The following is a 21972-nucleotide window of genomic DNA, read 5'->3' as shown; positions in this document are numbered from 1 at the left end:
AATGGCGTTGTGCCGCTACGGCGCGGCGTCGGCGGGGGGGATGTCGCGCTTCAGCACGCCCAGGGCCTGGACCAGGCTGGCGTGGGACAACTCGCCCAGGTGGCTGCCGATCTGGCGCCCCTCGGCATCGAAGAACAGCGTGGTGGGCAGCGCGCGGGAGCCGACCCGCTGCCCCAGCCGGGTGCCGCCGTCCAGCAGCACGTGGCCGAGGCTGAGCCCCTCCTTGGCCAGGTAGTGGCGGACCGTTTCGGCGTCCTCGCCCTGGTTGACGAACAGGAAGAGCACGTCGGCATGCTGCTGCGCGGCGCTGGCGAGCACCGGCATCTCGCGGCGACAGGGCGGGCACCAGGTGGCCCAGAGGTTCACCACCAGCGGCTGGCCCTGGTAGTCCTCCAGCCGCACCGGCCGGCCGTCGCGGTCCTGCAGGGCAACCGGCGGCAGGCGGGTGCCGCGCTCCAGGGCCTGCATCAGCGCCTGCCCCATGCCCCACAGCAGCAGCCCGCTGAGCAGCGCGACGCCCAGGGGCCGGCGCAGCGGCGGGCGCCGCCAGAGCAGCCAGCCGGCCAGCACCAGGGCCGCCAGCACGCCGGGCCAGGCGATGAAGCCGCCGTCGCGGATGTCCAGCACCTGCCAGGGGGCCTCGCGGAAGTGCTCGGCATAGGCGACGACGAACGCCAGGCGCGCGCCCACCAGCGCCACCAGCAGCAGGTTGAACAGCACCGCTTCGGGGTTGTGCCCGCTGCGCCGCCCCAGCCACCCGCCAACGACGGTGGCCAGCAGCAGGCTGGCGAGGATCAGCAGGTGCGAAAGCGCCAGGGTGAAAGGCCCGAGGGTGAGGGTCAGCATGGGGTCTCCGGGGTGCCAGGGGCGTCGAACGGGCCGACGGTGGGCGGCACCGTGCAGCAAACCACTCAACTCTTCAAGCATTGCCCGGCCTTGATCCAGCGCAGCGCCGCAGCACCTATGCTTCCCCAGAATCAGCGCATCAACGACAAGGAGGCAAACCATGCGCCTGTTCTTTCTGGGTGGAGCCGGGACGGTGACCGGCAGCAAGTACCTGCTGGACCACAACGGCAAGCGACTGCTGGTGGACTGCGGGCTGTTCCAGGGCTACAAGCAGCTGCGCGAGCGCAACTGGGACCACTTCCCGGTGCGCCCGCAGCGCCTGGACGCCATCGTGCTGACCCACGCCCACCTGGACCACAGCGGCTACCTGCCGGTGCTGGTGAAGGCCGGCTACCGGGGGCCGATCTACGCCACCGAGGCGACCTGCGAGCTGGCGCGCATCCTCCTGCTGGACAGCGGGCGGCTGCAGGAAGAGGAAGCCGAGTTCGCCAACCGCCACGGCTTCTCCCGGCATGCCCCGGCGCTGCCGCTGTACACCGAGGAGGACGCCGAGCGCACCCTGCGCCTGCTGCGCCCCCTGCCCTTCAACCGCAGCGTGGACATCCTAGGCGACCTGCGGGTGACCATGCGCCCGGCCGGCCACATTCTCGGCGCGGCCAGTGTGGAGCTGCGTGCCGGCGACATCACTTTGGGCTGCTCCGGCGATGTCGGCCGCCCCGACGATGCGCTGATGCTGCCCCCGCAGCCGCTGCAGGCCGCCGACTACCTGCTGGTGGAGTCCACCTACGGCAACCGCCACCACACCCCGACGATGGCCGAGGACCAGTTGGCCGAGGTCATCACCCGCACCGCCCTGCGCCGGGGCATCACCGTGGTCCCGGCCTTCGCCGTGGGCCGCGCGCAACTGTTGCTGCACCTGATCGACAAGCTCAAGCGCGCCGGGCGCATTCCCGATCTGCCGATCTACCTCAACAGCCCCATGGCCACCGACGTGACCGCGCTCTACCAGCGCTATTGCGACCTGCACCGGCTCAACGCCGAGGACTGCCTGGGCATGTGCAAGGTGGCGCACATCGTGCGTTCGGTGGACGAATCCAAGCGCCTGGACGACATGCGCGCGCCCTCGGTGATCATCGCCGGCAGCGGCATGGCCACCGGCGGGCGGGTGCTGCACCACCTGAAGTCCCTGGCGCCCGACCCGCGCAACACCATCCTGCTGTCCGGCTACCAGGCCGGCGGCACCCGTGGCGCGCTGATCGCCGGTGGCGCCGACAAGGTGCGCATCCACGGTGTGGACGTGCCCATCCGCGCCGAGGTGGTCCAGCTGGAAAACCTCTCCGCCCACGCCGATGCCGACGAGATCCTCGACTGGCTGCGCCAGTTGCCCAAGCCGCCGAAGCACACCTATGTGGTCCACGGTGAACCGGACGCCGCCGACTGCCTGCGCCGGCGCATCTCCCAGGAGCTGGGCTGGTCGGCCTCGGTGGCGGAACATCGCCAGCGCGTGAACCTCGAATGAGGACGGGGCGGCAAGCCTGGCAATCGGTGCAACGTCGGGCTTGCCGTCACGGGAAAAATTACGCAGAGTGTAAATAGATTATGAAAACAACAGCGTCGGCGGCCTCCCCGACTGGCGCGTGACCTTGCGAGAGCCCGCCATGGACCTCTACACCTATTACCGCTCCACCTCCTCCTACCGGGTACGCATCGCCCTGGCACTGAAGGGGCTGGAGGTCCACATGCTCCCGGTCAACCTGATCAAGGACGGCGGCGAACACCGCCAGCCGGCCTACCGCGCCATCAACCCCCAGGGCCGCGTGCCCGCGCTGCGTACCGACGAAGGCGCGGTGCTGATCCAGTCCCCGGCCATCCTCGAATACCTCGACGAACACTACCCCGAGCCCACCCTGCTGCCCGGCGATGCGCTGCAGCGCGCCCGCCAGCGCCAGGTCACGGCGCTGATCGGCTGCGACATCCACCCGTTGCACAACGTGGCCGTGCTCAACCGCCTGCGGCAAATGGGCGCCGATGAAACCACCGTCAACGACTGGATCGCCCACTGGATCGGCGAGGGCCTGGCGGCGGTGGAAGCGCTGATCGGCGACACCGGCTACTGCTTCGGCGATGCACCGGGCATGGCTGATGTCTACCTGCTGCCGCAGGTGTACGCCGCCCGCCGCTTCAACGTGGACCTCTCCGGCTACCCGCGTATCCTGAGGGTCGAACGCCTGGCGCTGGAGCACCCCGCCTTCCGCGCCGCCCACCCGGACGCCCAGGCCGACAAGCCGGCCTGAGGAGCGCACCCATGCAGAGCCTCGCTTTCAAGGTCACCATCGGCGACCACCTCGCGCGCAGCGTGCGCGGGGTGTCCTGCGCGCCGCCGCGAAGCGTTTGATCGACCGACAGACGCCTTCAAACTTTCGCGGCGCGACCGCAACCTGATCCGAGGAGCCATGCCATGGCCGACATCTTTGAAAACCCCATGGGCCTGATGGGTTTCGAGTTCATCGAACTCGCCTCCCCCACCCCCAACGTCCTTGAGCCGGTGTTCGCCGCCATGGGCTTCACCAAGGTGGCCACCCACCGTTCCAAGGACGTGCACCTGTATCGCCAGGGTGAGATCAACCTGATCCTCAACAACGAGCCCAAGAGCCAGGCCGCCTACTTCGCCGCCGAACACGGGCCCTCCGTGTGCGGCATGGCCTTCCGCGTGAAGAACGCCCACCAGGCCTATGCCCGTGCACTGGCCCTGGGCGCCCAGCCCATCGAGATTCCCACCGGGCCGATGGAACTGCGCCTGCCGGCGATCAAGGGCATCGGCGGTGCGCCGCTGTACCTGATCGACCGCTTCGGCGAAGGCTCGTCGATCTACGACATCGACTTCGAATTCATCGAAGGCGTGGACCGCAACCCCAAGGGCGCGGGCCTGAAGATCATCGACCACCTCACCCACAACGTGTACCGCGGCCGCATGGCCTACTGGGCGGACTTCTACGAGAAGCTGTTCAACTTCCGCGAGATCCGCTACTTCGACATCAAGGGCGAGTACACCGGGCTGACCTCCAAGGCCATGACCGCGCCGGACGGCATGATCCGCATCCCGCTCAACGAGGAATCCTCCAAGGGCGCCGGGCAGATCGAAGAGTTCCTGATGCAGTTCAACGGCGAGGGCATCCAGCACGTGGCCTTCCTCACCGACGACCTGATCAGCACCTGGGACAACCTCAAGGCCCTGGGCATGCGCTTCATGACCGCACCGCCCACCACCTACTACGAGATGCTCGAAGGCCGCCTGCCCAACCACGGCGAGCCGGTAGACGCCCTGCAGTCACGCGGCATCCTGCTGGACGGCACCTCCGAAGGCGGCGAACGCCGGCTGCTGCTGCAGATCTTCTCGGAGACCCTGCTCGGCCCGGTGTTCTTCGAGTTCATCCAGCGCAAGGGCGACAGCGGCTTCGGCGAGGGCAACTTCAAGGCCCTGTTCGAATCCATCGAACGCGACCAGATCCGCCGGGGCGTGCTCACCACCGAGTGAGTCATCGCCCTAACGAGAAAGCCCGCATCAAGCGGGCTTTTTCATGGCGGCCATCCAGGCACAACCCCTACACCCCGAACGGCGCCGCGCCGGTTTGTGGGGGCGGTTTCAACCGCGAAAGCGCTTCGCTCTTACAACTGCACGAGGCCTACTCGGCGCTCTCGCTCACGCCGGACGAAACCCCGCCATCCGCGCGGTGATGGTTTCGGCCTCCTGCTTCAGCAACGCTGCCGCGCGGCCGCTGGTCTCGGCATGGAAGCCGCTGGCGGCGCCCACTACCGTGATCACCCCGGCGATCTGCTCGCCGACCGCGAACACCGGCGCGGACAGCGCGTTGACCCCCGGCATCAGCAAACCGTGCACGTGGTGCAGGCCGCTGGCGCGGATCTCCGCGACCTGGGCCGCCAGGGCCTTGGCATCAGGTACGCCGGGCAGGTGCGCTTCCTCGTCCCGCAGCGGCGCGAACTCCGCCTCCGGCAGGTAGCTGGCGAACACCAGCCCGGTGGAGGAGCCCAGCAGCGGCAGCACCGAGCCCACGCGGGTCACCAGGGTCACCGCGCGCAGCGGCTGCTCCACATGCACCACCGTCGGGCCCTTGTTGCCCCACACGGCCAGGAAGCAGGTCTCGTTGAGTTCATCGCGCAGGGCCGACAACGTCGGTGTGGCCGCACGCACCACATCCAGCCCGCCGATGGCGGCCAGGCCGACGAACAGGGCCTCGGGCCCCAGGCCGTAGTGGTTGGTGGTGGCGTCCTGGGCAGCGAAACCGCTGGCGATCAGCGCCTGCAGGTAGCGATGGACCTTGGCCGCCGGCATGCCCAGGTGCTCTGCCAGCCGTGACAGCGACGTGGCCGGCGCCAGCTGGGCCAGCCCCTTGAGGATCTCGGTGCCGACTTCCGCCGCCTGCACCTTCTGTCGCTTGGACGCCTCGGCGTCGTCCTTCTGGATGGCCATGCACTGCCCCGCTTCGCTTAGGAGGCCGCTGTTATAGCTTGACCCCTTCCGCCTTTCAAATTACGTTATCCGTAATTAAATTACAAAAACCAGAGGCCATCCATGTCATCCGCGCTGCCCTCCTCCGACCTGCACTACCTGAGCGGTTTCAACAACGAGTTCGCCAGCGAGGCCCTGCCGGGCGCCCTGCCCGTCGGCCAGAATTCCCCGCAGCGCGCGCCCTATGGCCTGTATGCCGAGCAGTTCTCCGGCACCGCCTTCACCGTGCCGCGCGCCGAAGCCCGCCGCACCTGGCTGTACCGCATCCGACCTTCTGCCGCGCACCCGCGTTTCGAGCGCCTGGAGCGGCAGATTCCCGGCCGCGAGATGGGCCCGGTCAACCCCAACCGCCTGCGCTGGAACCCCCACCCCATTCCCCAGGCCCGCACCGACTTCCTCGACGGCCTGCTGACCCTGGTCGCCACCGCCGATGCCGAGCAGGCCAGCGGTGTCAGCGTGCACCTCTATTGCGCCAACGCCTCCATGGAGCGGGTGTTCTTCAACGCCGACGGCGAATGGCTGATCGTCCCCGAGCAGGGCCGCCTGCGCCTGGTCACCGAACTGGGCGTGCTGGAAGTGGAGCCGCTGGAGATCGCCGTCCTCCCCCGTGGCATGAAGTTCCGCGTCGAGCTGCTGGATGCCAGCGCCCGGGGCTACATCTGCGAGAACCACGGCGCGGCCCTGCGCATCCCCGACCTCGGCCCCATCGGCAGCAACGGCCTGGCCAACCCCCGCGACTTCCTCGCCCCCGTGGCCCGCTACGAAGACCTGGAAGCCCCCACCGTGCTGGTGCAGAAGTACCTCGGTGAACTCTGGGCCACCACCCTCGGCCACTCGCCGCTGGACGTGGTCGCCTGGCACGGCAACAACGTGCCCTACAAGTACGACCTGCGCCTGTTCAACACCATCGGCACGGTCAGCTACGACCACCCGGACCCGTCGATCTTCACCGTGCTCACCTCGCCCAGCGACACCCCCGGCATGGCCAACGTCGACTTCGTGATCTTCCCGCCGCGCTGGATGGTGGCCGAGAAGACCTTCCGTCCGCCGTGGTTCCACCGCAACCTGATGAACGAGTTCATGGGGCTCATCCAGGGCGCGTACGATGCCAAGGCCGACGGCTTCGCCCCCGGCGGTGCCTCGCTGCACACCTGCATGAGCGCCCACGGCCCTGACAACGCCAGCACCGCCGCCGCCATCGCCGCCGAGCTCAAGCCCCACAAGCTCGACCACACCATGGCCTTCATGTTCGAGACCGGCCGCGTGCTGCGCCCCAGCCGCTACGCCCTCGAATGCGCCGCCCTGCAGAGCGACTACGATGCCTGCTGGGACGGCATGGCCAAGACCTTCGACAAGGGCAGGATCTGATCGATGACTTCACACGACACCCGCACCAGCTGGATCGAATCGGCCAACGGCCACCCCGACTTCCCCCTGCAGAACCTGCCGCTGGGCATCTTCAGCCCGGCCGGCGGCACCCCACGTGGCGGCGTTGCCATCGGCGCGCACATCTTCGACCTGAAGATCGCCAGCACGGCCGGCCTGTTCGACGGTGAGGCCGCCGAAGCCGCCCGCGTCGCCGCCGGCGAAGACCTCAACGCCTTCTTCGCCCTCGGCGCCAACGCCCGCCGCGCCCTGCGCCGCCAGCTGCAGGAGCTGCTCGCCGCAGGCAGCCCCGCCCAGGCCCGCCTGGAGGCCCTCGGCGCCGAGCTGCTGCCGCTGGCCGCCGACTGCCAGCTGCACCTGCCGGCACGCATCGGCGACTACACCGACTTCTACGTCGGCATCCACCACGCCAACAACGTCGGCCGGCTGTTCCGCCCGGACAACCCGCTGCTGCCCAACTACAAGTACGTGCCCATCGGCTACCACGGCCGCGCCTCCACCGTGTGCGTCTCCGGTACCCCGGTGCACCGCCCCAACGGCCAGACCCTGCCACCGGGCGCCGAAGTGCCGAGCTTCGGCCCCAGCAAGCGCCTGGACTACGAACTGGAGCTGGGCATCTGGATCGGCCAGGGCAACGCCATGGGCGAGGCCATCGAGATCGGCCGCGCGGCCGAGCACATCGCCGGCTTCTGCCTGCTCAACGACTGGTCCGCCCGTGACCTGCAGGCCTGGGAATACCAGCCGCTGGGACCCTTCCTGGCGAAGAACTTCGCCACCACGGTTTCGCCCTGGGTGGTGACCGCCGAGGCGCTCGAGCCCTTCCGCACCCCGCAACCGGCCCGCCCGGCCGGCGACCCGCAGCCGCTGCCCTACCTGCTGGACGCGGCCGACCAGGCCAACGGCGCCTTCGACATCAAGCTGGAAGTGCTGCTGCAGAGCGCCGCCATGCGCGAGCAGGGCATCGACCCGGTGCGCCTGGCCCTCTCCAACACCCAGCACATGTACTGGACCGTGGCGCAGCTGGTGGCCCACCACGCTGTGGGCGGCTGCAAGCTGCAAGCGGGCGACCTGTTCGGCTCCGGCACCCTGTCCGGCCCCGAGCCGGATGCCTTCGGCAGCCTCCTGGAGAGCACCTTCGGCGGCAAGCAGCCGCTGACCCTGCCCGGCGGCGAGCAGCGCACCTTCCTGCAGGAAGGCGACGAAGTGATCCTCAAGGCCTGGTGTGAACGCGAGGGCCTGCCCCGCATCGGCTTCGGCGAGTGCCGCGGCCGCATCCTCTGAGACCAGCCCCATCCTGCCTGGCGCGGGATGGGGCGCTCGCTCTACCTACCGCGTCTATTTCACCTCGGGCAACGGCACGCCGTTGGGCCAGAGCAGCCACAGGCGGCCGTCCTGCTTCATGTGGCCGGCCAGCTCGCCCGCCTCATCCCCCGTGCCCCAGAACAGGTCGGCACGCACTTCCCCGACGATGGCACCGCCGGTGTCCTGGGCCGCCACCGGGCGGATGACCGGGGTGCCGTCCGGGCGGGTGGTCTCCAGCCACATCAGGCTGCCGAGGGGAATCACCTTGCGGTCGATGGCCACGCTGTAGCCGGCGGTCAGCGGCACGTTCAACGAACCACGGGGGCCTTCGGGGCTGTCCGGGCGGGTGACGAAGAACACGTAGCTGGGGTTGCTCGCCAGCAGCTCCGGCACCCGCGTCGGGTTGGCACGGGCCCAGTCGCGGATGGCGCCCATGTTCACCTCTTCCTTCTTCAGGTAGCCCTGCTCCACCAGCCAGCGCCCCACCGGGCGGTACGGGTGGCCGTTCTGGTCGGCGTAGGCGACGCGGATCTGGCTGCCATCCTCCAGGCGGATGCGCCCGGAGCCCTGGATCTGCAGGAACTGCAGATCCATCGGGTCACCCAGCCAGGCCAGCACCGGGCCGGCATCGGGCTTCTCGCGCAGGGTGGCGGCATCGTCGTAGGGCTTGAGCACACGCCCCTCCAGGCGGCCACGCAGGCGCTTGCCCTTCAGCTCGGGGTACTGGGACTCCAGCGCCACCACGATCAGGTCGTCCGGCACGCCCAGCACCGGCACCGTCATCTGCTCGGAGCGAGCCAGGCTGCCCGGGTAGACGGGCTCGTAGTAGCCGGTGATCAGCCCGCGCTCGCCCTCGCCGGAGCGCAGGCTGTAGAGCGACAGGCGCGCCTGCAGAAAGGCGCGCACCGCAGCCGGGTCGTCCGCGACACCCACGGCCTCGGCACACACCGGGCCCCATACCGGGTCGCGGGCCAGGCGCTCGCACGCAGAGCGCCAGGTAGTGAAGCCGGCCAGTAGGTCGGCATCGCTCACCGGCGGCAGATCGCTCCAGGCCACGCCCTGGTAGCGCGGCAGCGCCGGGGCTTCGGGTTTCGGGGTGTCGTCGCAACCGGCGAGCAACAGGAAGGGAGCCAGGGCGAAGGGCCACAGGCGGCGCAGGCGGGAAAGGGACTGGATCAAACGTCGGGTTCCTGGCTGGCAAAAAGAAGCGCGCAGCTTGGGGGAGCCCACCGGCAACGTCAAACGCTGGCCCCTTGCCGTCACCCCCGGCGCCCTTGCTATCTTGGCGCACCGCCGCCATCGCCCCGAGACCTCCATGCCCACCCTCATCGCCAGCCATCCGCTGATCGCCGGCCTCGCCCTGTTGCTGCTCGACATCCTCGCCTGGCGCCTGCTGCCGGCCAGCCCGCGCCCCTGGCGCGTGGCCGCACGGCTGGGGCTGTTCCTGCTCTACAGCTGGGTGCTGATCAGCGCCGGCCTCAGCCCGCTGCTGCCGCCTCCGGGGGCCGACAGCGCCGAAGGCCTGGCCGGCACCGCGCTGGAAATCCTCTGGTGGCTGTACGGCGCCCGCACCCTCACCGTGGTACTGGGCCTGGTGCTGATCGGCCGCAGCGGCCACACCGGGCGCCTGCTGCAGGACGTGCTCGGCGCGCTGATCTTCCTGCTCGCCCTGGTGGCGGCGGCGGCCTACGTGCTGCAGCTGCCGGTCAAGGGCCTGCTGGCCACCTCCGGCGCCATGGCCATCGTGGTCGGCCTGGCGCTGCAAAGCACCCTCGCGGATGTGTTCTCCGGGATCATCCTCAACACCACCCGCCCCTACCAACTGGACGACTCCATCGCCATCGATGGCCTCGAAGGCAAGGTCATCGAGATCGACTGGCGCGCCACCCACCTGCTCACCAGCCAGGGCAGCACCGCCGTGATCCCCAACTCCCTGGCGGCCAAGGCGAAGATCATCAACAACAGCCGCCCCCGGGAGATCCATGGCGTGGCCATCACCCTGGAGGTGCCCGCCAGCATCCGCCCGCGCCGGGTGCTGGACGCCCTGGAGCGCACCCTGCGCGGCTGCCGCGACCTGCTGGCCACCCCCGCACCCAAGGTGGCGATGAAAAGCGCCGGCGTGGAGGTCAACCAGTACGAGATCAGCGGCTTCATCGGCGCCGGCGCCAGCAAGGTGGACGTGCGCAACCTGCTGTTCGACCTGGCCCACCGCAACCTGGAGGCCGCCGGCCTGCAGCGGGTGGGCGAAGCGGCCGAACACCCGCGCTCGCGCGAGCGCCTGCTGCTGGACGAGGTGAAGGTCTTCCGCGCCCTGGGCGACGAGGAGAAGGAGCGCCTGGCCCGGCTGATGACCGTCAGCGACCACCCCGCCGGCCAGGTGCTGCTGGAGCGCGGCGACGTGGCCGGGCAGCTCCTGGTGATCGGCAGCGGCGTGGTGTCCGCCGCCCTGCCCGACGGCGACGGCTGGCTGGAGGCCGGGCGCATGGGCCCGGGCGAAGTGATGGGCGAGGAAGGCATCAACGGCGACGCGCCCTCCAGCGCCCGCTTCACCGCCCTCACCTCCTGCCGGCTGTACCGCATCGACGCAGCGGAGATCCGCGATTGCCTGGCGCAACGCAGCGAAGTGCGCACCGCGCTCGACAAGCTGCAGGCCTTCCGCACCCAGGCCAGCCAGTCCCTGCTGACCGAGAAACCCACCGCCATCCGCAAGGGCGGCTTCCTCAGCTGGCTGCACCGGCGCTGAAGCCGGCCGGGTCGCCGTGGCGGCCCGGACATGGCAGGCTTGCCCGGTCCCGTCTTGCCCTGGAGTGACGATGTCCGACCTCAACGACCCCCGCGTCTTCTTCGCCGCCGAGCGCACCCTGCTCGCCTGGAACCGCACCAGCCTCGCGTTGATGGCCTTCGGTTTCGCCATCGAGCGCACCGGCCTGCTGCTGCACCTGCTGCAGCCCGAGCACGCCCAAAGCCTGCAGAACCGCGCGTCCTACTGGGTCGGCCTGGCCCTGCTGCTGCTCGGCGCCTGGTGCGCCTGCTGGTCCTCGCTGCAGTACCGCAAGGTGCTGCGCACCCTCAGGCCCATCGAGATCCCCGAGGGCTACAGCGTCAACTCCGGCCCGCTGATCAACTTCGGCATCGCCCTGCTGGGGCTCGCCCTCGGCGTCTTCCTCCTGCTCGGTCACGCCTGACGGCACACCACCGCATCGCGCCGTGGCGCCTGTACCGGTACATCGAGGCCCCGCCTGACGCCGATTTCCCGGGCTGAAGCCCGGGCTACGAGGAGCGCCCCGCCACGCTCCGAGGCGACATGCGGTGCCAGCGCAGGGCATCGCGCGATGCGGTTCGCTGAGCTCACCGCATCCTACGGAGCGTGCCCATCAGGCTGGGTGCCGTGGCCCGCTCCGGTAAGGTGGAAGGCGATTTTTCCATCCATCATTGAGGCCCCGTCTAACGCCGATTTCCCGGGCTGAAGCCCGGGCTACGGGGAGCGTCCCGCACTCCGAGGCGACATGCGGTGCCAGCGCATGGCATGGGCGCGATGCGGTTCGCCGAGCTCACCGCATCCTACGGGGCGTGCCCATCAGGCGGGTGCCGTGGCCCGCTCCGGTAGGGGGGATGGCGCTTTATCCATCCACTATCGAGGCCCCGTCTAACGCCGACTTCCCGGGCTGAAGCCCGGGCTACGTTTCGCCTGCCAGGCGTTCGGCGAGGAAGTCGACGAACACCCGCACCTTCTGCTGCAGGTGGCGGTTGCTGGCGTACAGGGCGTAGATGGTGCGCCGGGCCAGTTGCTGTTGCGGGAGCACCCGCTGCAACTGGCCGCTGGCAAGCAGCGGGTTGGCGATGAAGGACGGCAGCGCACCGATGCCGAGGCCCGCCACCAGCATCTCGCCGAGCATCAGGCTGTTGTCCGCCGAAAGCCGGGTACGCAGCTCCACGCCGCGCCCCTTGGGGCCGTCCAGGCGCCAGCCGCCGGGGTTGTCGGCCAGGCGGTAGGCGAGGCAGTCGTGGCCGCACAGGTCCTCCACCTGCTGGGGCGTGCCCCGCGCCGCGAGGTAGCCGGGGGCGGCGCAGATCACCTGCTCCACCTCGCCCAGGCGCCGGGCGATGAGGCTGGAGTCGGGCAGGCTGGAGCGGATGCGCAGTGACACGTCGAAGCCTTCGGAGACCGGGTCCAGCAGGTGGTCGTCCAGGGTCAGCTCCACGTGCAGTTGCGGGTACAGCGCCATGAACTCCACCAGCAGCGGCGACAGCACCTTGAGGCTGAACGACAGCGGCGCGTTGACCCGCAGGCGCCCGCTCACCTCCCCGGTGCCCAGGGCGGTGGCGTTCTCCAGGGCATCCAGCTCGTCCAGCAGGCGGCAGCATTCGGCGAAGTAGGCACGCCCGGTGTCGGTGAGGCTCATGCGCCGGGTGGTGCGTTGCAGCAACAGGCTGCCCAGGCGCGCCTCCAGCTGGCGCACCTGCTTGCTCACCGCAGCGGTGGACTGGCCCAGGTCGACGGCGGCCTTGCTGAAGCCATCGAGTTCGACGACGCGGCGGAAGGTCCGCATGGCAACGAGCAGGTCCATATTTTCCCTTGGGTTGAATGTCTTTCAGCGGAGGCGGAGATTATCTCTTCAGGGCTGACAAATACCATCGCGGCATCCATCACCCACAAGGAATACCGCCATGCACCTGCCACTCCCCCTTTCCCGCCTCGCCGCTCTGCCCCTGCTGCTGTCCCTGGCCCAGGGCGCCCTCGCCGCCGAGGAAGTCGGCAAGAGCCCCTGGGGGCCGAAGGACGAGATCGGCCGCCTCAACCTGATCACCCCCGAGTCCCGCGCCGCCATCCTCGGCCGCCTCAGCGGCGGCAAGGCCTACGACCTGGCCGTGGAGTACTTCATCGGCATGCCCAGCTGGCAGGCGGCGGGCGACCCGCCATACCAGATGTGGATGACCCACACGCCCCACGGCAACCTGCTGGCCGACCCGATGGGCGTCGGCGAGGCGATGAACCGCCACGTCAGCTACACCGGTTCGGCGGTGTCGATGTACGCCCACATGGGCACCCACATCGACGCGCTCAACCACTTCGGCCTGGAGGGCAAGATCTGGAACGGCTACGCCGCCGCCGACCACCTGGGTGACCGCGGCTGGAACGTGACCGGCGCGGAGAAGCTGCCGCCCATCGTCGCCCGTGGCGTACTGATCGACATCCCTGCCGCCAAGGGCGTGGAGCTGCTGCCGGACAGCTACCGCGTCACCCGCCAGGACCTGCAGCAGGCATTGAACAAGCAGGGCGTGCACCTGCAGAAGGGCGACGTGGTGCTGATCCGCACCGGGCGCATGCGCGCCTACGAGGACGCCCAGCGCTACATGACCAACCCGCCGGGCCTGAGCCTGGACGCGGCGAAATTCCTCGTCGAGGACGGCGGCGCCATGGTGGTGGGGGCGGACAACCTCAGCTTCGAGACCTTCCCCACCGAGGTGCCGGACAACTACATCCCCGTGCACACCTACCTGCTGGCCCAGCAGGGCGCGCCGATCATGGAGCTGGTGGACCTGGAAGGCCTGTCGCGGGACAAGGTCTACGAATTCGCCTTCATCGGCGCCTCGCTGAAGTTCCGCGGCGCCGACGCCGCCCCGATCCGCCCGGTGGCGCTGCCGATCAAGTAGACGGGATGCCGGGCCATGGACGTGATGCGGTTCGTACCCATCAGGCCGGGTGCCGTGGCCCGCTCCGGTAGGGGGGATGGCGCTTTTTCCATCCACCATCGGGGCCCCGCCTGATGCCGACTTCCCGGGCTGAAGCCCGGGCTACGGGGAGCGCCCCGCACTCCGAGTGCTGCCAGCGCAGGGCATCGGCGCGATGCGGTTCGCTGAGCTCACCGCATCCTACGGACGCGACCGTGGTGTAGGGTGGATAGCGCTCTTTCCATCCACCATCGGGGCCCCGTCTAACGCCGATTTCCCGGGCTGAAGCCCGGGCTACGGGGAGCGCCCCGCCACGCTCCGAGGCGACATGCGTGCCAGCGCAGGGCATCGGCGCGATGCGGTTCGCTGAGCTCACCGCATCCTACGGAGGGTGCCCATCAGGCCGGGGGCGGTTTCACAGGGGCTGGGGTGCTGTGTCACTATCGCGCCTCCCTGGCGGCGCCCCGGTGGGCGTTGCGTCTTCGTCGGTACAAGGAAGATCGCGCTTGGACACCTCGGTATTCCTGGTGGTGATGGCCGCCGCTGCGCTGCATGCGGGCTGGAACGCGCTGCTGAAGATCGGCCTCGATCGCCTGCTCACCGCCACGCTGATCCAGCTCGCCGCCGGGCTGATCTCGCTCTGCGCCCTGCCCTTCGTCGCCGTGCCCCAGGCGGCGGCGTGGCCGTGGATCGCGCTCTCGGCGTTGCTGCATATCGGCTACAACAACTTCCTCGCCCGCGCCTACCAATACGGCGACCTTGGCCAGGTGTACCCCATCTCCCGGGGCAGTTCGCCGTTGCTGGTGGCGCTGCTCTCGCTGCTGTTCCTCAACGATGGCCTCGGCCTGCCGGAGCTGGCCGGGTTGCTGACGCTGGTAGCAGGCATCTGGCTGATGGCCTGGCGCGGTGGGCGCACCGGCGTGGGGTTGAGCCGGGGCATGCTGACCTGCTCGCTGCTGACCGCCGCCTTCATCGCCGGCTACACCCTGGCCGATGCCCAGGGCGCGCGCAGCAATGGCGATGCACTGTCCTACGCGGTGTGGCTGTTCGCGGTGAACGGGGCGGTGATGGCGGTGGCCATCGTGGTGCAGCGCGGGCCGGGGGTGTTGCGGCAGCTGGGGCCTTATTGGCGCAGCGGGCTGGCGGGCGGGGCGATGTCGCTGCTGGCCTACGGCATCGTCATCTGGGCGATGACCCTGGCGCCGGTGGCGATGGTCTCGGCCTTGCGGGAAACCAGCGTGGTGTTCGCCCTGCTGATCGGGCGGGTGTTCCTCAAGGAACCGATGCCGCCGGTACGGCTGCTGGCGTGCGGGGTGATCGCGATGGGCGTGGTGGTGATGAAGCTGGGGTAGCGGCCCCGCAGTGCAGGGCCACCCGGTGTCAGCCGCAGCTGACGCCCTTGATCAGGTTGGCGTCGTCGGTGTCCAGGTTCAGGCGACGGGAGTTGTACTCCAGGGTCATCACGCTGCCCGGCTTCAGCACGCGAACGTCGGCGGCGCCGGCGGCACGGCGGGCTTCTTCGACGCGCTCCGGGGTGGCGGCCTGGCCGATCAGGGCGCGGGCCGGGGCCGAGGAGCAGCGGCCGTCAGTGGTCGGGTCCGCCTGGGTGGTGGCCGGGGCGGCCTTGGTCTCGGCAGGTTTGTCGGTCGGGGCGCTGGTGGAGCTGCAACCGGCCAGCAGGGCCGCCGCCAGGGCCAGGCCGAGGGTGATGGAAGTGCGAGACATACTGCGTTCCTCTTGTTGAAGGCAAAGCCGAATCCGGGTGGCCGGGACGGGCGCCGAGCGCGAGCATCCGACCTGCTGCGACGGCCGCCGTTCCCCGGCGGGTCGGGCATTGTAGCCTGAGCCCGGCGCCCTGCCGGGAGCCCCTTGGGCGAAATACCGCAGCCCATCACACCCGGCCCACGGCCGGCGCGCCCTGCAGCCCACGCCCGGCGCCCGTCCGCCGGGTTTGACCGGCGCCGGCGGCTGCGGCCTAATGCGCGCCCGCCCCGACGCCCCGAGACGGCCATGCCCAGCCCCAACGTACGCCCCAGCACCCTGCGCCTGCCGCCCGGCCCCTGGTCGACGCTGCTGGACGGGCTGTGCGCGCGCTTCCCCGCCATCGACCGCGCCACCTGGCTGGACCGCCTGGCACGGGGCCGGGTGACCGATGCCGACGGCCACGCGCTGGATGCCGATACGCCATACCGGGCCGGCGAGCTGGTGCGCTACTTCCGCGAGGTGCCCCAGGAGCGCGACATCCCCTTCGAGGAGCGCGTGCTCTACCAGGACGATCACCTGGTGGTGGCCGACAAGCCGCACTTCCTGCCGGTGATGCCCGCCGGAGAATACGTCGAGCAGACGCTCCAGGCGCGCCTCACCAAGCGCCTGGGCAACCCGCACCTGGTGCCCATCCACCGCATCGACCGACACACCGCCGGGCTGGTGCTGTTCTCCTGCGAGCCGAGCACGCGGGGCGCCTACCAGGCGCTGTTCCGCGAACGCGAGGTGCACAAGCGCTACGAGGCCGTGGCCGCGCCCCTGCCGCAGCTGGACTTCCCCCTGGTGCGGCGTACGCGCCTGGAGCCGGGCGAGCCATTCTTCCGCATGTGCGAAACGGACGGACCGCCCAACAGCGAAACCCGCCTGGAAGTGATCGAACGCGGCAGCCGGCACTGGCGCTATGCGCTCTACCCGGTCACCGGGCGCAAGCACCAGCTGCGGGTGCAGATGGCCGGGCTGGGCGCCGGCATCCTCCATGACCTGTTCTACCCCGAGTTGCTGGACGCCCGTGACCAGCACGACGACCACGCCCGCCCCCTGCAACTGCTGGCCCGCGCCCTGGCCTTCCGCGATCCGTTGAGCGGCCGCGACCTGCAGTTCGAGAGCGAGTTGCAGCTGCTGCCGCTGGACTGAAGTGCCCTACAGCAACTGGTGCTTGTGCAGCAGCCGATAAAAGGTCGGGCGGGAGATGCCCAGCACACGCGCCGCCAGGCTCAGGTTGTTGCCGTAGCGCGCCAGGGCGTCGCACAGCGCCTGGTACTCCGCGCGGCGCTTGTAGTCTTCCAGCGTGCCGATCACCCCGCCATCGGCCGGCGCGCTGTGCAGCCCCAGGTCCGCCGCCTCCACCTGCACGCCCTCCGCCAGTGCATAGCCCCGGCGCACCCGCCCGGCCAGCTCACGCACATTGCCCGGCCAGTGGTGGCGCACCAGCGCGGTGAGCGCCTCCTCGCTGAAGTGCCGGGGGCGGCCGTGGGTGGCCATGGCGTACTGCGCCAGGAAGTGCTCGGCCAGCAGGGCGATGTCCCCCTGGCGGCGGCGCAGCGGGGTCAGCCGCACCGTGTGGCTGGACAGCCACTGGTACAGCTCCGGCAGGAAGCGGCCCTGTTCGGCCAGCAGCTCCAGGTCCTGGTCGGTGGCCGCCAGCAGGCGCACATCCAGGCTCAGCCAACCGCCTGCCCGGCGCAGGCGATGGCTGCGCAGGGCCAGCAGCAGGCGTTGCTGGGTCAGCAGCGGCAGCTCCGCCACCGAGTCGAGAAACAGGCAGCCGCCGTTGGCCGCCTCCACCGCGCCGCCCTCCCCCAGCAGCGCGCGCTCCTCCTCCGGCTCGCCGCGCACCCCGCAACTGAAGGCCACGAACGGCGCCTCGGCCCGCCGCGAGGTGCGGTGCAGCGTGCGCGCCACCAGCTCCTTGCCGGTGCCGCTTTCCCCCAGCACCAGCACCGGGCGCTCCTGCCCGGCGAGTCGCGCCAGTTGCTTGCGCAGCTCCCGCAGGGGCCGGCTCTGGCCCACCAGCTCCGGCTCGCCGCGCGGGCGCCCCACCTGCCCGCGCAGCCGCGCAATGCCGAATGCCCGCCCCAGCAGGCCCTGCAAGCGGCCGGCATCCACCGGCATCGGCAGGGTGTCGAAGAACCACTCCCCGGCGAAGTCCTCGGCCTGTTCCTGGCGGGCCATGTCCGGCCCGAGCAGGCCGATCCACTCGGTGCCGCTGCGGCTGATGAGCGCCCGGATGCGTTCCGGGTGATCCAGGTGCTCGCGGCGCAGGCGCACCAGGCCCACGTCGCAGCCCGGCTCGGAGCCTTGGCGCAGCTCTCGGCTTTCCACCGTCCAGCCGCTGGCCTGGAGCCTGGGCATCAGCCGTTGGCACTCGTCGCAGGGGTCGATCAGGAGAAGGCGTTTCGGGGTCTGGGTGATGTTTTCCAACATATCCCGTCCTTGGCGCCAATTTTTTGAATTATTCAATAAAAACAACGTGTTGGCGCGTCTATCCGTAACGCTAGCAAGAACTTTGACGCGTCATGGAACCCTTCTCCATAACTGCTATCGCGAAAAGCTATGAAGGAAAGAGCCGTGAATACCCACAGGAAATAGGCCTTACAAACGAAGGTAATAGCACCTTGCCAACCTAGGAATTGATTGGCATAACGTACGAAATTCCAACAAGCGTACAAGGAAGTATCGAATGCGCATTCTCCGCCGTGCACTGATCCTGTTGGTTCTGCTCCTGCTCGCGGGGCTCGCCGTCGTCCTCTATTACATCGCCAACCCCAACCTCCCCGCCTACCAGGCGCCGGAGAAGGTCAACTACCTCGACCAATGGGACGCGCAATCCCGCCAGACCTACTACTACACACCCCAGGGCACCACGGTTAAGGGCCTGCGCTACGACTGGTTCACCGCGCTGGAGCTGCCCTTCTCCAGCGAGAAGTTCGCCCGCCCCGATTACCTCGCCCGCTTCGGCTTCCTCGTCGACCCGCAGCAGCAGCCCACCGAACTGAACCCCGGCAACCTGCCCGTGGGCTTCGCCCGGCATGAAGACAACGACACCGGCCAGCAGTACCTGGACATCACCTGCTCCGCCTGCCACACCGGCGAGCTGCACTACAAGGGCCAGGCCATCCGCATCGACGGCGGTGCCGCCCTGCACTCCCTCGCCTCCACCGTGCCCACCCTCAAGGGCGGCGGCTTCGGCCAGGCGCTGGGCATGAGCATGGCCTTCACCTACTACAACCCGCTCAAGTTCAACCGCTTCGCCAAGACCGTGCTCGGCGAGGAGTACCCCAAGGGCAAGGACGAACTGCGCCGCGACTTCAAGGACGTGCTCGACCGCCTGCTGGGCACCGCCTGGAACGACACCCACCGCGGCCTCTACCCCACCCAGGAAGGCTTCGGCCGCACCGACGCCTTCGGCCGCATCGCCAACAGCGTGTTCGGCGACGCCATCGACCCGTCCAACTACCGCATCGCCAACGCCCCGGTGAGCTACCCGCAGGTGTGGGACATCTGGAAGTTCGACTGGGTGCAGTGGAACGGCTCCGCCATGCAGCCCATGGCGCGCAACATCGGCGAATCCCTCGGCGTGGGCGCCAGCCTCACCCTGCACGAGGAGAACGGCCAGCCCGTGCCCCTCGACCAGCGCTACAGCTCCAGCACCCGCGTGCGTGACCTGTACACCCTGGAGGAGACCCTCAAGCGCCTCAAACCGCCGACCTGGCCGGAAGAAGTGCTCGGCAAGATCGACCTGCCCCGCGCCAGCAAGGGCCGCGCCCTGTTCGCCGAGAACTGCGCCTACTGCCACGCCCCCAACCCGCAGCCGGAGGACAAGCGCCTGGCCCCCGCCCGTGACCCGGAGTGGAAGATGCGCATGATCAGCACCCAGGAGATCGGCACCGACCCCACCACCGCCGACAACATCGCCGACCACCGCTTCGACGTCACCAAGCTCGGCTGGACCAAGGAGCAGCTCGCCCAACTCGACGTGCGCCTGTTCGGCGCCGACCTCAAGGACATCGACTTCGCCAAGATCTCCAGCGCCAAGGGCCTGGCCTACCTCACCGCCTACGTCGAGAACCGCGCCTACGAACAGGCCGGCATCAGCGGCGAGGAGCGCAAGCAGATGGACGGCTACGGCCTGCCCATCGGCGTGCGTGAGCTGCGCGCCTACAAGGCCCGCCCGCTGGACGGCATCTGGGCCACCCCGCCCTTCCTGCACAACGGCTCGGTGCCGACGATCTTCCAGCTGCTCTCCCCGGTGTACGAGCGCGCCACCACCTTCTACGTCGGCAACTTCGAGTACGACCCGCAGTTCGCCGGCTTCCGCACCGAAGCCTTCCCCGGCGGCTTCCTCTTCGACACCCGCATCACCGGCAACCACAACAGCGGCCACGAATTCCGCGACGGCTGCCGGGGCAACGGGGTGATCGGCCGTGCCCTCTCGCCGGACGAGCGCCTGGCGCTGATCGAATACCTCAAGGTGCTGGGCAACGAACGCCTCGAATCGCAGCTCCCCCCCGAGCCCGTGCGCCCCTGGACGCCCGGGCCGAACTGCCAGGGCTGAGCCAGGGCCCGCCACCGGCGGGCCTGCGCCCACCCAGAACCACCCGCCTGCGGGCAAGCCAACAACAAGGACCAAGCGCTCATGCTCAAACGTTTATGGCTCTGGCTCGGACGCCTGCTCGGCAGGCTCCTCTTCATCACCGCCGCCGTCGGCCTCATCGGCTGGGGCATCGGCAGCCTCTACTACAGCTGGAAGTTCTCCGGCCCCGTCTCCACCGAGGAGCAGATCCCGCCCACCGAAGCGGCCGATGCCCGCGCCATCATCGAAGACGCCATGCGCGTGGTGGAGCAGCACCGCGACAACACCCGCGTCCTGCGGGACGCCCACGCCAAGGCCCACGGCTGCGTAAAGGCCGAGGTCACCGTGGTGCCCGACCTGGCCGCCGACCTGCGCGCCGGCGTGCTCGCCGAACCGGGCAAGACCTGGCAGGCCTGGATGCGCCTCTCCAACGGCAACGCCTACCCGCAGTTCGACAGCACCCGCGACGCACGCGGCATGGCCATCAAGCTGCTCGACGTGCCCGGCCAGAAGCTCATGCCCAGCCCGGCCCACGCCAACGAGCAGGACTTCGTCATGTTCAACCACCCGGTGTTCTTCATCCGCGACGTGGCCGAGTACCGCAGCAACTTCGAAGCCCAGGCCAACGGCCAGAAGGTCGGCGCCTTCTTCCCCAGCCTCGACCCGCGCACCTGGGAGATCCGCCACATGCTGATCGCCCTGCAGACCCTCGCCCCGGCCCCGGACAGCCCCACCGACACCGTCTACAGCTCCGTCTCCCCGTACAAGCTGGGCCAGGCCAACATCAAGTACCGCGTCATCCCCGACCCGCAGGCCTGCCCCGAATACACCCTGCCCAAGCAGAACACCGACCTGCCCAACTTCCTGCGCAACGCCCTCTACCAGCGCCTCTCCCTCGACCGCGTACCGGCCTGCTTCGCCCTCCAGGTGCAGGTGCAGAACCCGCAGCACTACATGCCCATCGAGGACACCAGCGTGGAATGGAGCGAGAAGATCTCCCCGTTCCAGACCGTCGCCACCATCAAGGTCCCCGCCCAGGACTTCGATAGCCGCGAGCAGAACGAATTCTGCGACAACCTCTCCTTCAACCCCTGGCACGCCCTCCCCGAACACCGCCCCATCGGCGGCATCAACCGCCTGCGCAAAGCGGTGTATGAGGCGGTGAGTGCGTATCGGCATGAGCGGAATGGGGTTGCACAGGACGGGGACGGAGTGAAGCCGTAGGAACATGGCAACGACTGGCTGAACCATGGGAGTCAGCCAGTCAGCGCCATACAGGCGGGCAACTGATTGGTAGACTCCCGCTCCGCCTTCATTCCTGCCTCGGAAGCACATGGACACTCGACTTACCCGCTTGATCGCCGACTACCAGGCCGCCGTTCGTGAAGTGATCGACGCGATGCAACGCTCTGGCCTTCAACTGCCAGCCTCCAATGACGACTGGGCCGGCAACGACATGGAGCAACGGGGCGAATTGGCCGGTGGCATTCCCTACTTCAAACACGGGTACGGCTGCGCGGCTCGGCTGCCATCCGGAATCGCCGTGGATTTCGATTTTGGCGACAACGGTGAAATCGACGGTGTAGAAGCGTGGCGTCTGGCGGGCTTTGCTGGCTCACGGCTTCGGGATTACGGATTCGACGATGAAAGCGCCTTGATCGCCTGCTTCAAGGCGGCAGTGGAGCGCGATGAATTGGTGTACTCGGGGTACATCCTCTATTACCTGAAACGCTCCTGACCCTTGGTATGACGCGGGCTTCAAGACGGTGGGCTGAAGCCCACCCTTGTATCTCGACTACTGCCCCTCCCCAGGGGCATAGTCCCCGACTGATCATCGGGGGAGGGATAGGAAGCCGTGCCCACCCTTAGGCCGCGAGCCTGCACCGTAGATAGTGCTCCG

At 69.1% G+C, this 21972-nt stretch carries 19 protein-coding genes; 13 read left to right on the top strand and 6 right to left on the bottom strand.

Annotation, left to right across the window (positions count from 1 at the left end):
• Positions 1-15 precede the first annotated feature (15 nt).
• The gene (locus RTK35_RS09110; protein WP_316907827.1) at positions 16-846 is read right to left on the bottom strand and encodes a TlpA disulfide reductase family protein; all 831 of its coding nucleotides are present in this window, start codon (positions 844-846) and stop codon (positions 16-18) included.
• A 160-nt stretch (positions 847-1006) separates the two neighbouring features.
• Between RTK35_RS09110 and RTK35_RS09105 the strand changes: the two genes are divergently transcribed.
• The 3 genes from RTK35_RS09105 to hppD all read left to right on the top strand — a co-directional run bounded on the left by RTK35_RS09105 (position 1007) and on the right by hppD (position 4381).
• Entirely contained in the window at positions 1007-2365 is a 1359-nt protein-coding gene (locus RTK35_RS09105; protein ID WP_208274534.1) for an MBL fold metallo-hydrolase RNA specificity domain-containing protein, read from the top strand.
• 139 nt (positions 2366-2504) lie between these two features.
• Positions 2505-3140 (top strand): maleylacetoacetate isomerase, encoded by a 636-nt coding sequence (maiA, locus tag RTK35_RS09100; RefSeq protein ID WP_316907826.1) that lies wholly within the window; start codon positions 2505-2507, stop codon positions 3138-3140.
• A 164-nt stretch (positions 3141-3304) separates the two neighbouring features.
• Complete coding sequence (gene hppD, locus RTK35_RS09095; protein ID WP_044407042.1) at positions 3305-4381, top strand: 4-hydroxyphenylpyruvate dioxygenase; 1077 nt, start codon at positions 3305-3307, stop codon at positions 4379-4381.
• A gap of 165 nt (positions 4382-4546) precedes the next feature.
• On the opposite strand, the gene RTK35_RS09090 is transcribed toward hppD, so the two are convergent.
• Complete coding sequence (locus RTK35_RS09090) at positions 4547-5335, bottom strand: IclR family transcriptional regulator (RefSeq protein ID WP_316907825.1); 789 nt, start codon at positions 5333-5335, stop codon at positions 4547-4549.
• 102 nt (positions 5336-5437) lie between these two features.
• Here RTK35_RS09090 and hmgA point away from each other — a divergent pair, with 102 nt between their 5' ends.
• Both hmgA and fahA read left to right on the top strand, forming a co-directional pair.
• Positions 5438-6742 carry a homogentisate 1,2-dioxygenase gene (gene hmgA / locus RTK35_RS09085; RefSeq protein ID WP_316907824.1) on the top strand — a complete coding sequence of 435 codons (1305 nt, stop codon included), beginning with the start codon at positions 5438-5440 and terminating at the stop codon, positions 6740-6742.
• Positions 6743-6745: 3 nt separating this feature from the next.
• Entirely contained in the window at positions 6746-8041 is a 1296-nt protein-coding gene (gene fahA / locus RTK35_RS09080) for a fumarylacetoacetase (RefSeq protein ID WP_236214752.1), read from the top strand.
• Between the two features lie 54 nt (positions 8042-8095).
• Here the strand turns inward: fahA and RTK35_RS09075 are convergent, their stop codons facing one another.
• Positions 8096-9241 carry a murein transglycosylase A gene (locus RTK35_RS09075; RefSeq protein ID WP_316907823.1) on the bottom strand — a complete coding sequence of 382 codons (1146 nt, stop codon included), beginning with the start codon at positions 9239-9241 and terminating at the stop codon, positions 8096-8098.
• A gap of 136 nt (positions 9242-9377) precedes the next feature.
• Here RTK35_RS09075 and RTK35_RS09070 point away from each other — a divergent pair, with 136 nt between their 5' ends.
• Complete coding sequence (locus RTK35_RS09070; protein ID WP_044407098.1) at positions 9378-10805, top strand: mechanosensitive ion channel family protein; 1428 nt, start codon at positions 9378-9380, stop codon at positions 10803-10805.
• A gap of 70 nt (positions 10806-10875) precedes the next feature.
• On the top strand, positions 10876-11247 hold the full coding sequence (locus RTK35_RS09065) for a YidH family protein (RefSeq protein WP_074967919.1): 372 nt from the start codon (positions 10876-10878) through the stop codon (positions 11245-11247).
• Between the two features lie 492 nt (positions 11248-11739).
• Here RTK35_RS09065 and RTK35_RS09060 read toward each other — a convergent pair whose 3' ends face one another.
• Positions 11740-12630 (bottom strand): LysR family transcriptional regulator, encoded by an 891-nt coding sequence (locus RTK35_RS09060; RefSeq protein ID WP_236209983.1) that lies wholly within the window; start codon positions 12628-12630, stop codon positions 11740-11742.
• A gap of 100 nt (positions 12631-12730) precedes the next feature.
• Here RTK35_RS09060 and RTK35_RS09055 point away from each other — a divergent pair, with 100 nt between their 5' ends.
• Together RTK35_RS09055 and RTK35_RS09050 are read left to right on the top strand one after the other, a co-directional pair.
• On the top strand, positions 12731-13717 hold the full coding sequence (locus tag RTK35_RS09055; RefSeq protein ID WP_316907822.1) for a cyclase family protein: 987 nt from the start codon (positions 12731-12733) through the stop codon (positions 13715-13717).
• Between the two features lie 524 nt (positions 13718-14241).
• Complete coding sequence (locus RTK35_RS09050; protein ID WP_044407063.1) at positions 14242-15087, top strand: EamA family transporter; 846 nt, start codon at positions 14242-14244, stop codon at positions 15085-15087.
• A 28-nt stretch (positions 15088-15115) separates the two neighbouring features.
• Here the strand turns inward: RTK35_RS09050 and RTK35_RS09045 are convergent, their stop codons facing one another.
• The gene (locus RTK35_RS09045) at positions 15116-15460 is read right to left on the bottom strand and encodes an I78 family peptidase inhibitor (RefSeq protein ID WP_044407066.1); all 345 of its coding nucleotides are present in this window, start codon (positions 15458-15460) and stop codon (positions 15116-15118) included.
• A gap of 285 nt (positions 15461-15745) precedes the next feature.
• Between RTK35_RS09045 and RTK35_RS09040 the strand changes: the two genes are divergently transcribed.
• Positions 15746-16633 carry a pseudouridine synthase gene (locus tag RTK35_RS09040; RefSeq protein ID WP_044407069.1) on the top strand — a complete coding sequence of 296 codons (888 nt, stop codon included), beginning with the start codon at positions 15746-15748 and terminating at the stop codon, positions 16631-16633.
• 6 nt (positions 16634-16639) lie between these two features.
• On the opposite strand, the gene RTK35_RS09035 is transcribed toward RTK35_RS09040, so the two are convergent.
• Entirely contained in the window at positions 16640-17923 is a 1284-nt protein-coding gene (locus RTK35_RS09035) for a sigma-54-dependent transcriptional regulator (protein ID WP_316907821.1), read from the bottom strand.
• Between the two features lie 256 nt (positions 17924-18179).
• Here RTK35_RS09035 and RTK35_RS09030 point away from each other — a divergent pair, with 256 nt between their 5' ends.
• The 3 genes from RTK35_RS09030 to RTK35_RS09020 all read left to right on the top strand — a co-directional run bounded on the left by RTK35_RS09030 (position 18180) and on the right by RTK35_RS09020 (position 21810).
• On the top strand, positions 18180-20054 hold the full coding sequence (locus RTK35_RS09030; RefSeq protein ID WP_316907820.1) for a di-heme-cytochrome C peroxidase: 1875 nt from the start codon (positions 18180-18182) through the stop codon (positions 20052-20054).
• Between the two features lie 81 nt (positions 20055-20135).
• Complete coding sequence (locus tag RTK35_RS09025; RefSeq protein ID WP_316907819.1) at positions 20136-21296, top strand: catalase family protein; 1161 nt, start codon at positions 20136-20138, stop codon at positions 21294-21296.
• Between the two features lie 130 nt (positions 21297-21426).
• Positions 21427-21810, top strand: a complete 384-nt coding sequence (locus RTK35_RS09020) for a DUF6896 domain-containing protein (RefSeq protein ID WP_232060724.1) — start codon at positions 21427-21429, stop codon at positions 21808-21810.
• Positions 21811-21972 lie beyond the last annotated feature (162 nt).

Origin of the sequence: Pseudomonas sp. zfem003, assembly GCF_032621675.1 — a bacterium.
GTDB lineage: Bacteria > Pseudomonadota > Gammaproteobacteria > Pseudomonadales > Pseudomonadaceae > Metapseudomonas > Metapseudomonas otitidis.
This window is presented reverse-complemented; position numbering and strand designations above follow the sequence as displayed.

Bases quoted from the DNA above. Each gene is read 5' to 3' on its own strand.
- hmgA (WP_316907824.1), top strand. From the start codon at position 5,438: ATGTCATCCGCGCTGCCCTCCTCCGACCTGCACTACCTGAGCGGTTTC.
- RTK35_RS09090 (WP_316907825.1), bottom strand. From the start codon at position 5,335: ATGGCCATCCAGAAGGACGACGCCGAGGCGTCCAAGCGACAGAAGGTG.
- RTK35_RS09040 (WP_044407069.1), top strand. From the start codon at position 15,746: ATGCCCAGCCCCAACGTACGCCCCAGCACCCTGCGCCTGCCGCCCGGC.
- RTK35_RS09110 (WP_316907827.1), bottom strand. From the start codon at position 846: ATGCTGACCCTCACCCTCGGGCCTTTCACCCTGGCGCTTTCGCACCTG.
- RTK35_RS09030 (WP_316907820.1), top strand. From the start codon at position 18,180: ATGCGCATTCTCCGCCGTGCACTGATCCTGTTGGTTCTGCTCCTGCTC.
- RTK35_RS09035 (WP_316907821.1), bottom strand. From the start codon at position 17,923: ATGTTGGAAAACATCACCCAGACCCCGAAACGCCTTCTCCTGATCGAC.
- fahA (WP_236214752.1), top strand. From the start codon at position 6,746: ATGACTTCACACGACACCCGCACCAGCTGGATCGAATCGGCCAACGGC.
- RTK35_RS09045 (WP_044407066.1), bottom strand. From the start codon at position 15,460: ATGTCTCGCACTTCCATCACCCTCGGCCTGGCCCTGGCGGCGGCCCTG.
- RTK35_RS09060 (WP_236209983.1), bottom strand. From the start codon at position 12,630: ATGGACCTGCTCGTTGCCATGCGGACCTTCCGCCGCGTCGTCGAACTC.
- RTK35_RS09070 (WP_044407098.1), top strand. From the start codon at position 9,378: ATGCCCACCCTCATCGCCAGCCATCCGCTGATCGCCGGCCTCGCCCTG.
- RTK35_RS09055 (WP_316907822.1), top strand. From the start codon at position 12,731: ATGCACCTGCCACTCCCCCTTTCCCGCCTCGCCGCTCTGCCCCTGCTG.
- hppD (WP_044407042.1), top strand. From the start codon at position 3,305: ATGGCCGACATCTTTGAAAACCCCATGGGCCTGATGGGTTTCGAGTTC.
- RTK35_RS09105 (WP_208274534.1), top strand. From the start codon at position 1,007: ATGCGCCTGTTCTTTCTGGGTGGAGCCGGGACGGTGACCGGCAGCAAG.
- maiA (WP_316907826.1), top strand. From the start codon at position 2,505: ATGGACCTCTACACCTATTACCGCTCCACCTCCTCCTACCGGGTACGC.
- RTK35_RS09025 (WP_316907819.1), top strand. From the start codon at position 20,136: ATGCTCAAACGTTTATGGCTCTGGCTCGGACGCCTGCTCGGCAGGCTC.
- RTK35_RS09065 (WP_074967919.1), top strand. From the start codon at position 10,876: ATGTCCGACCTCAACGACCCCCGCGTCTTCTTCGCCGCCGAGCGCACC.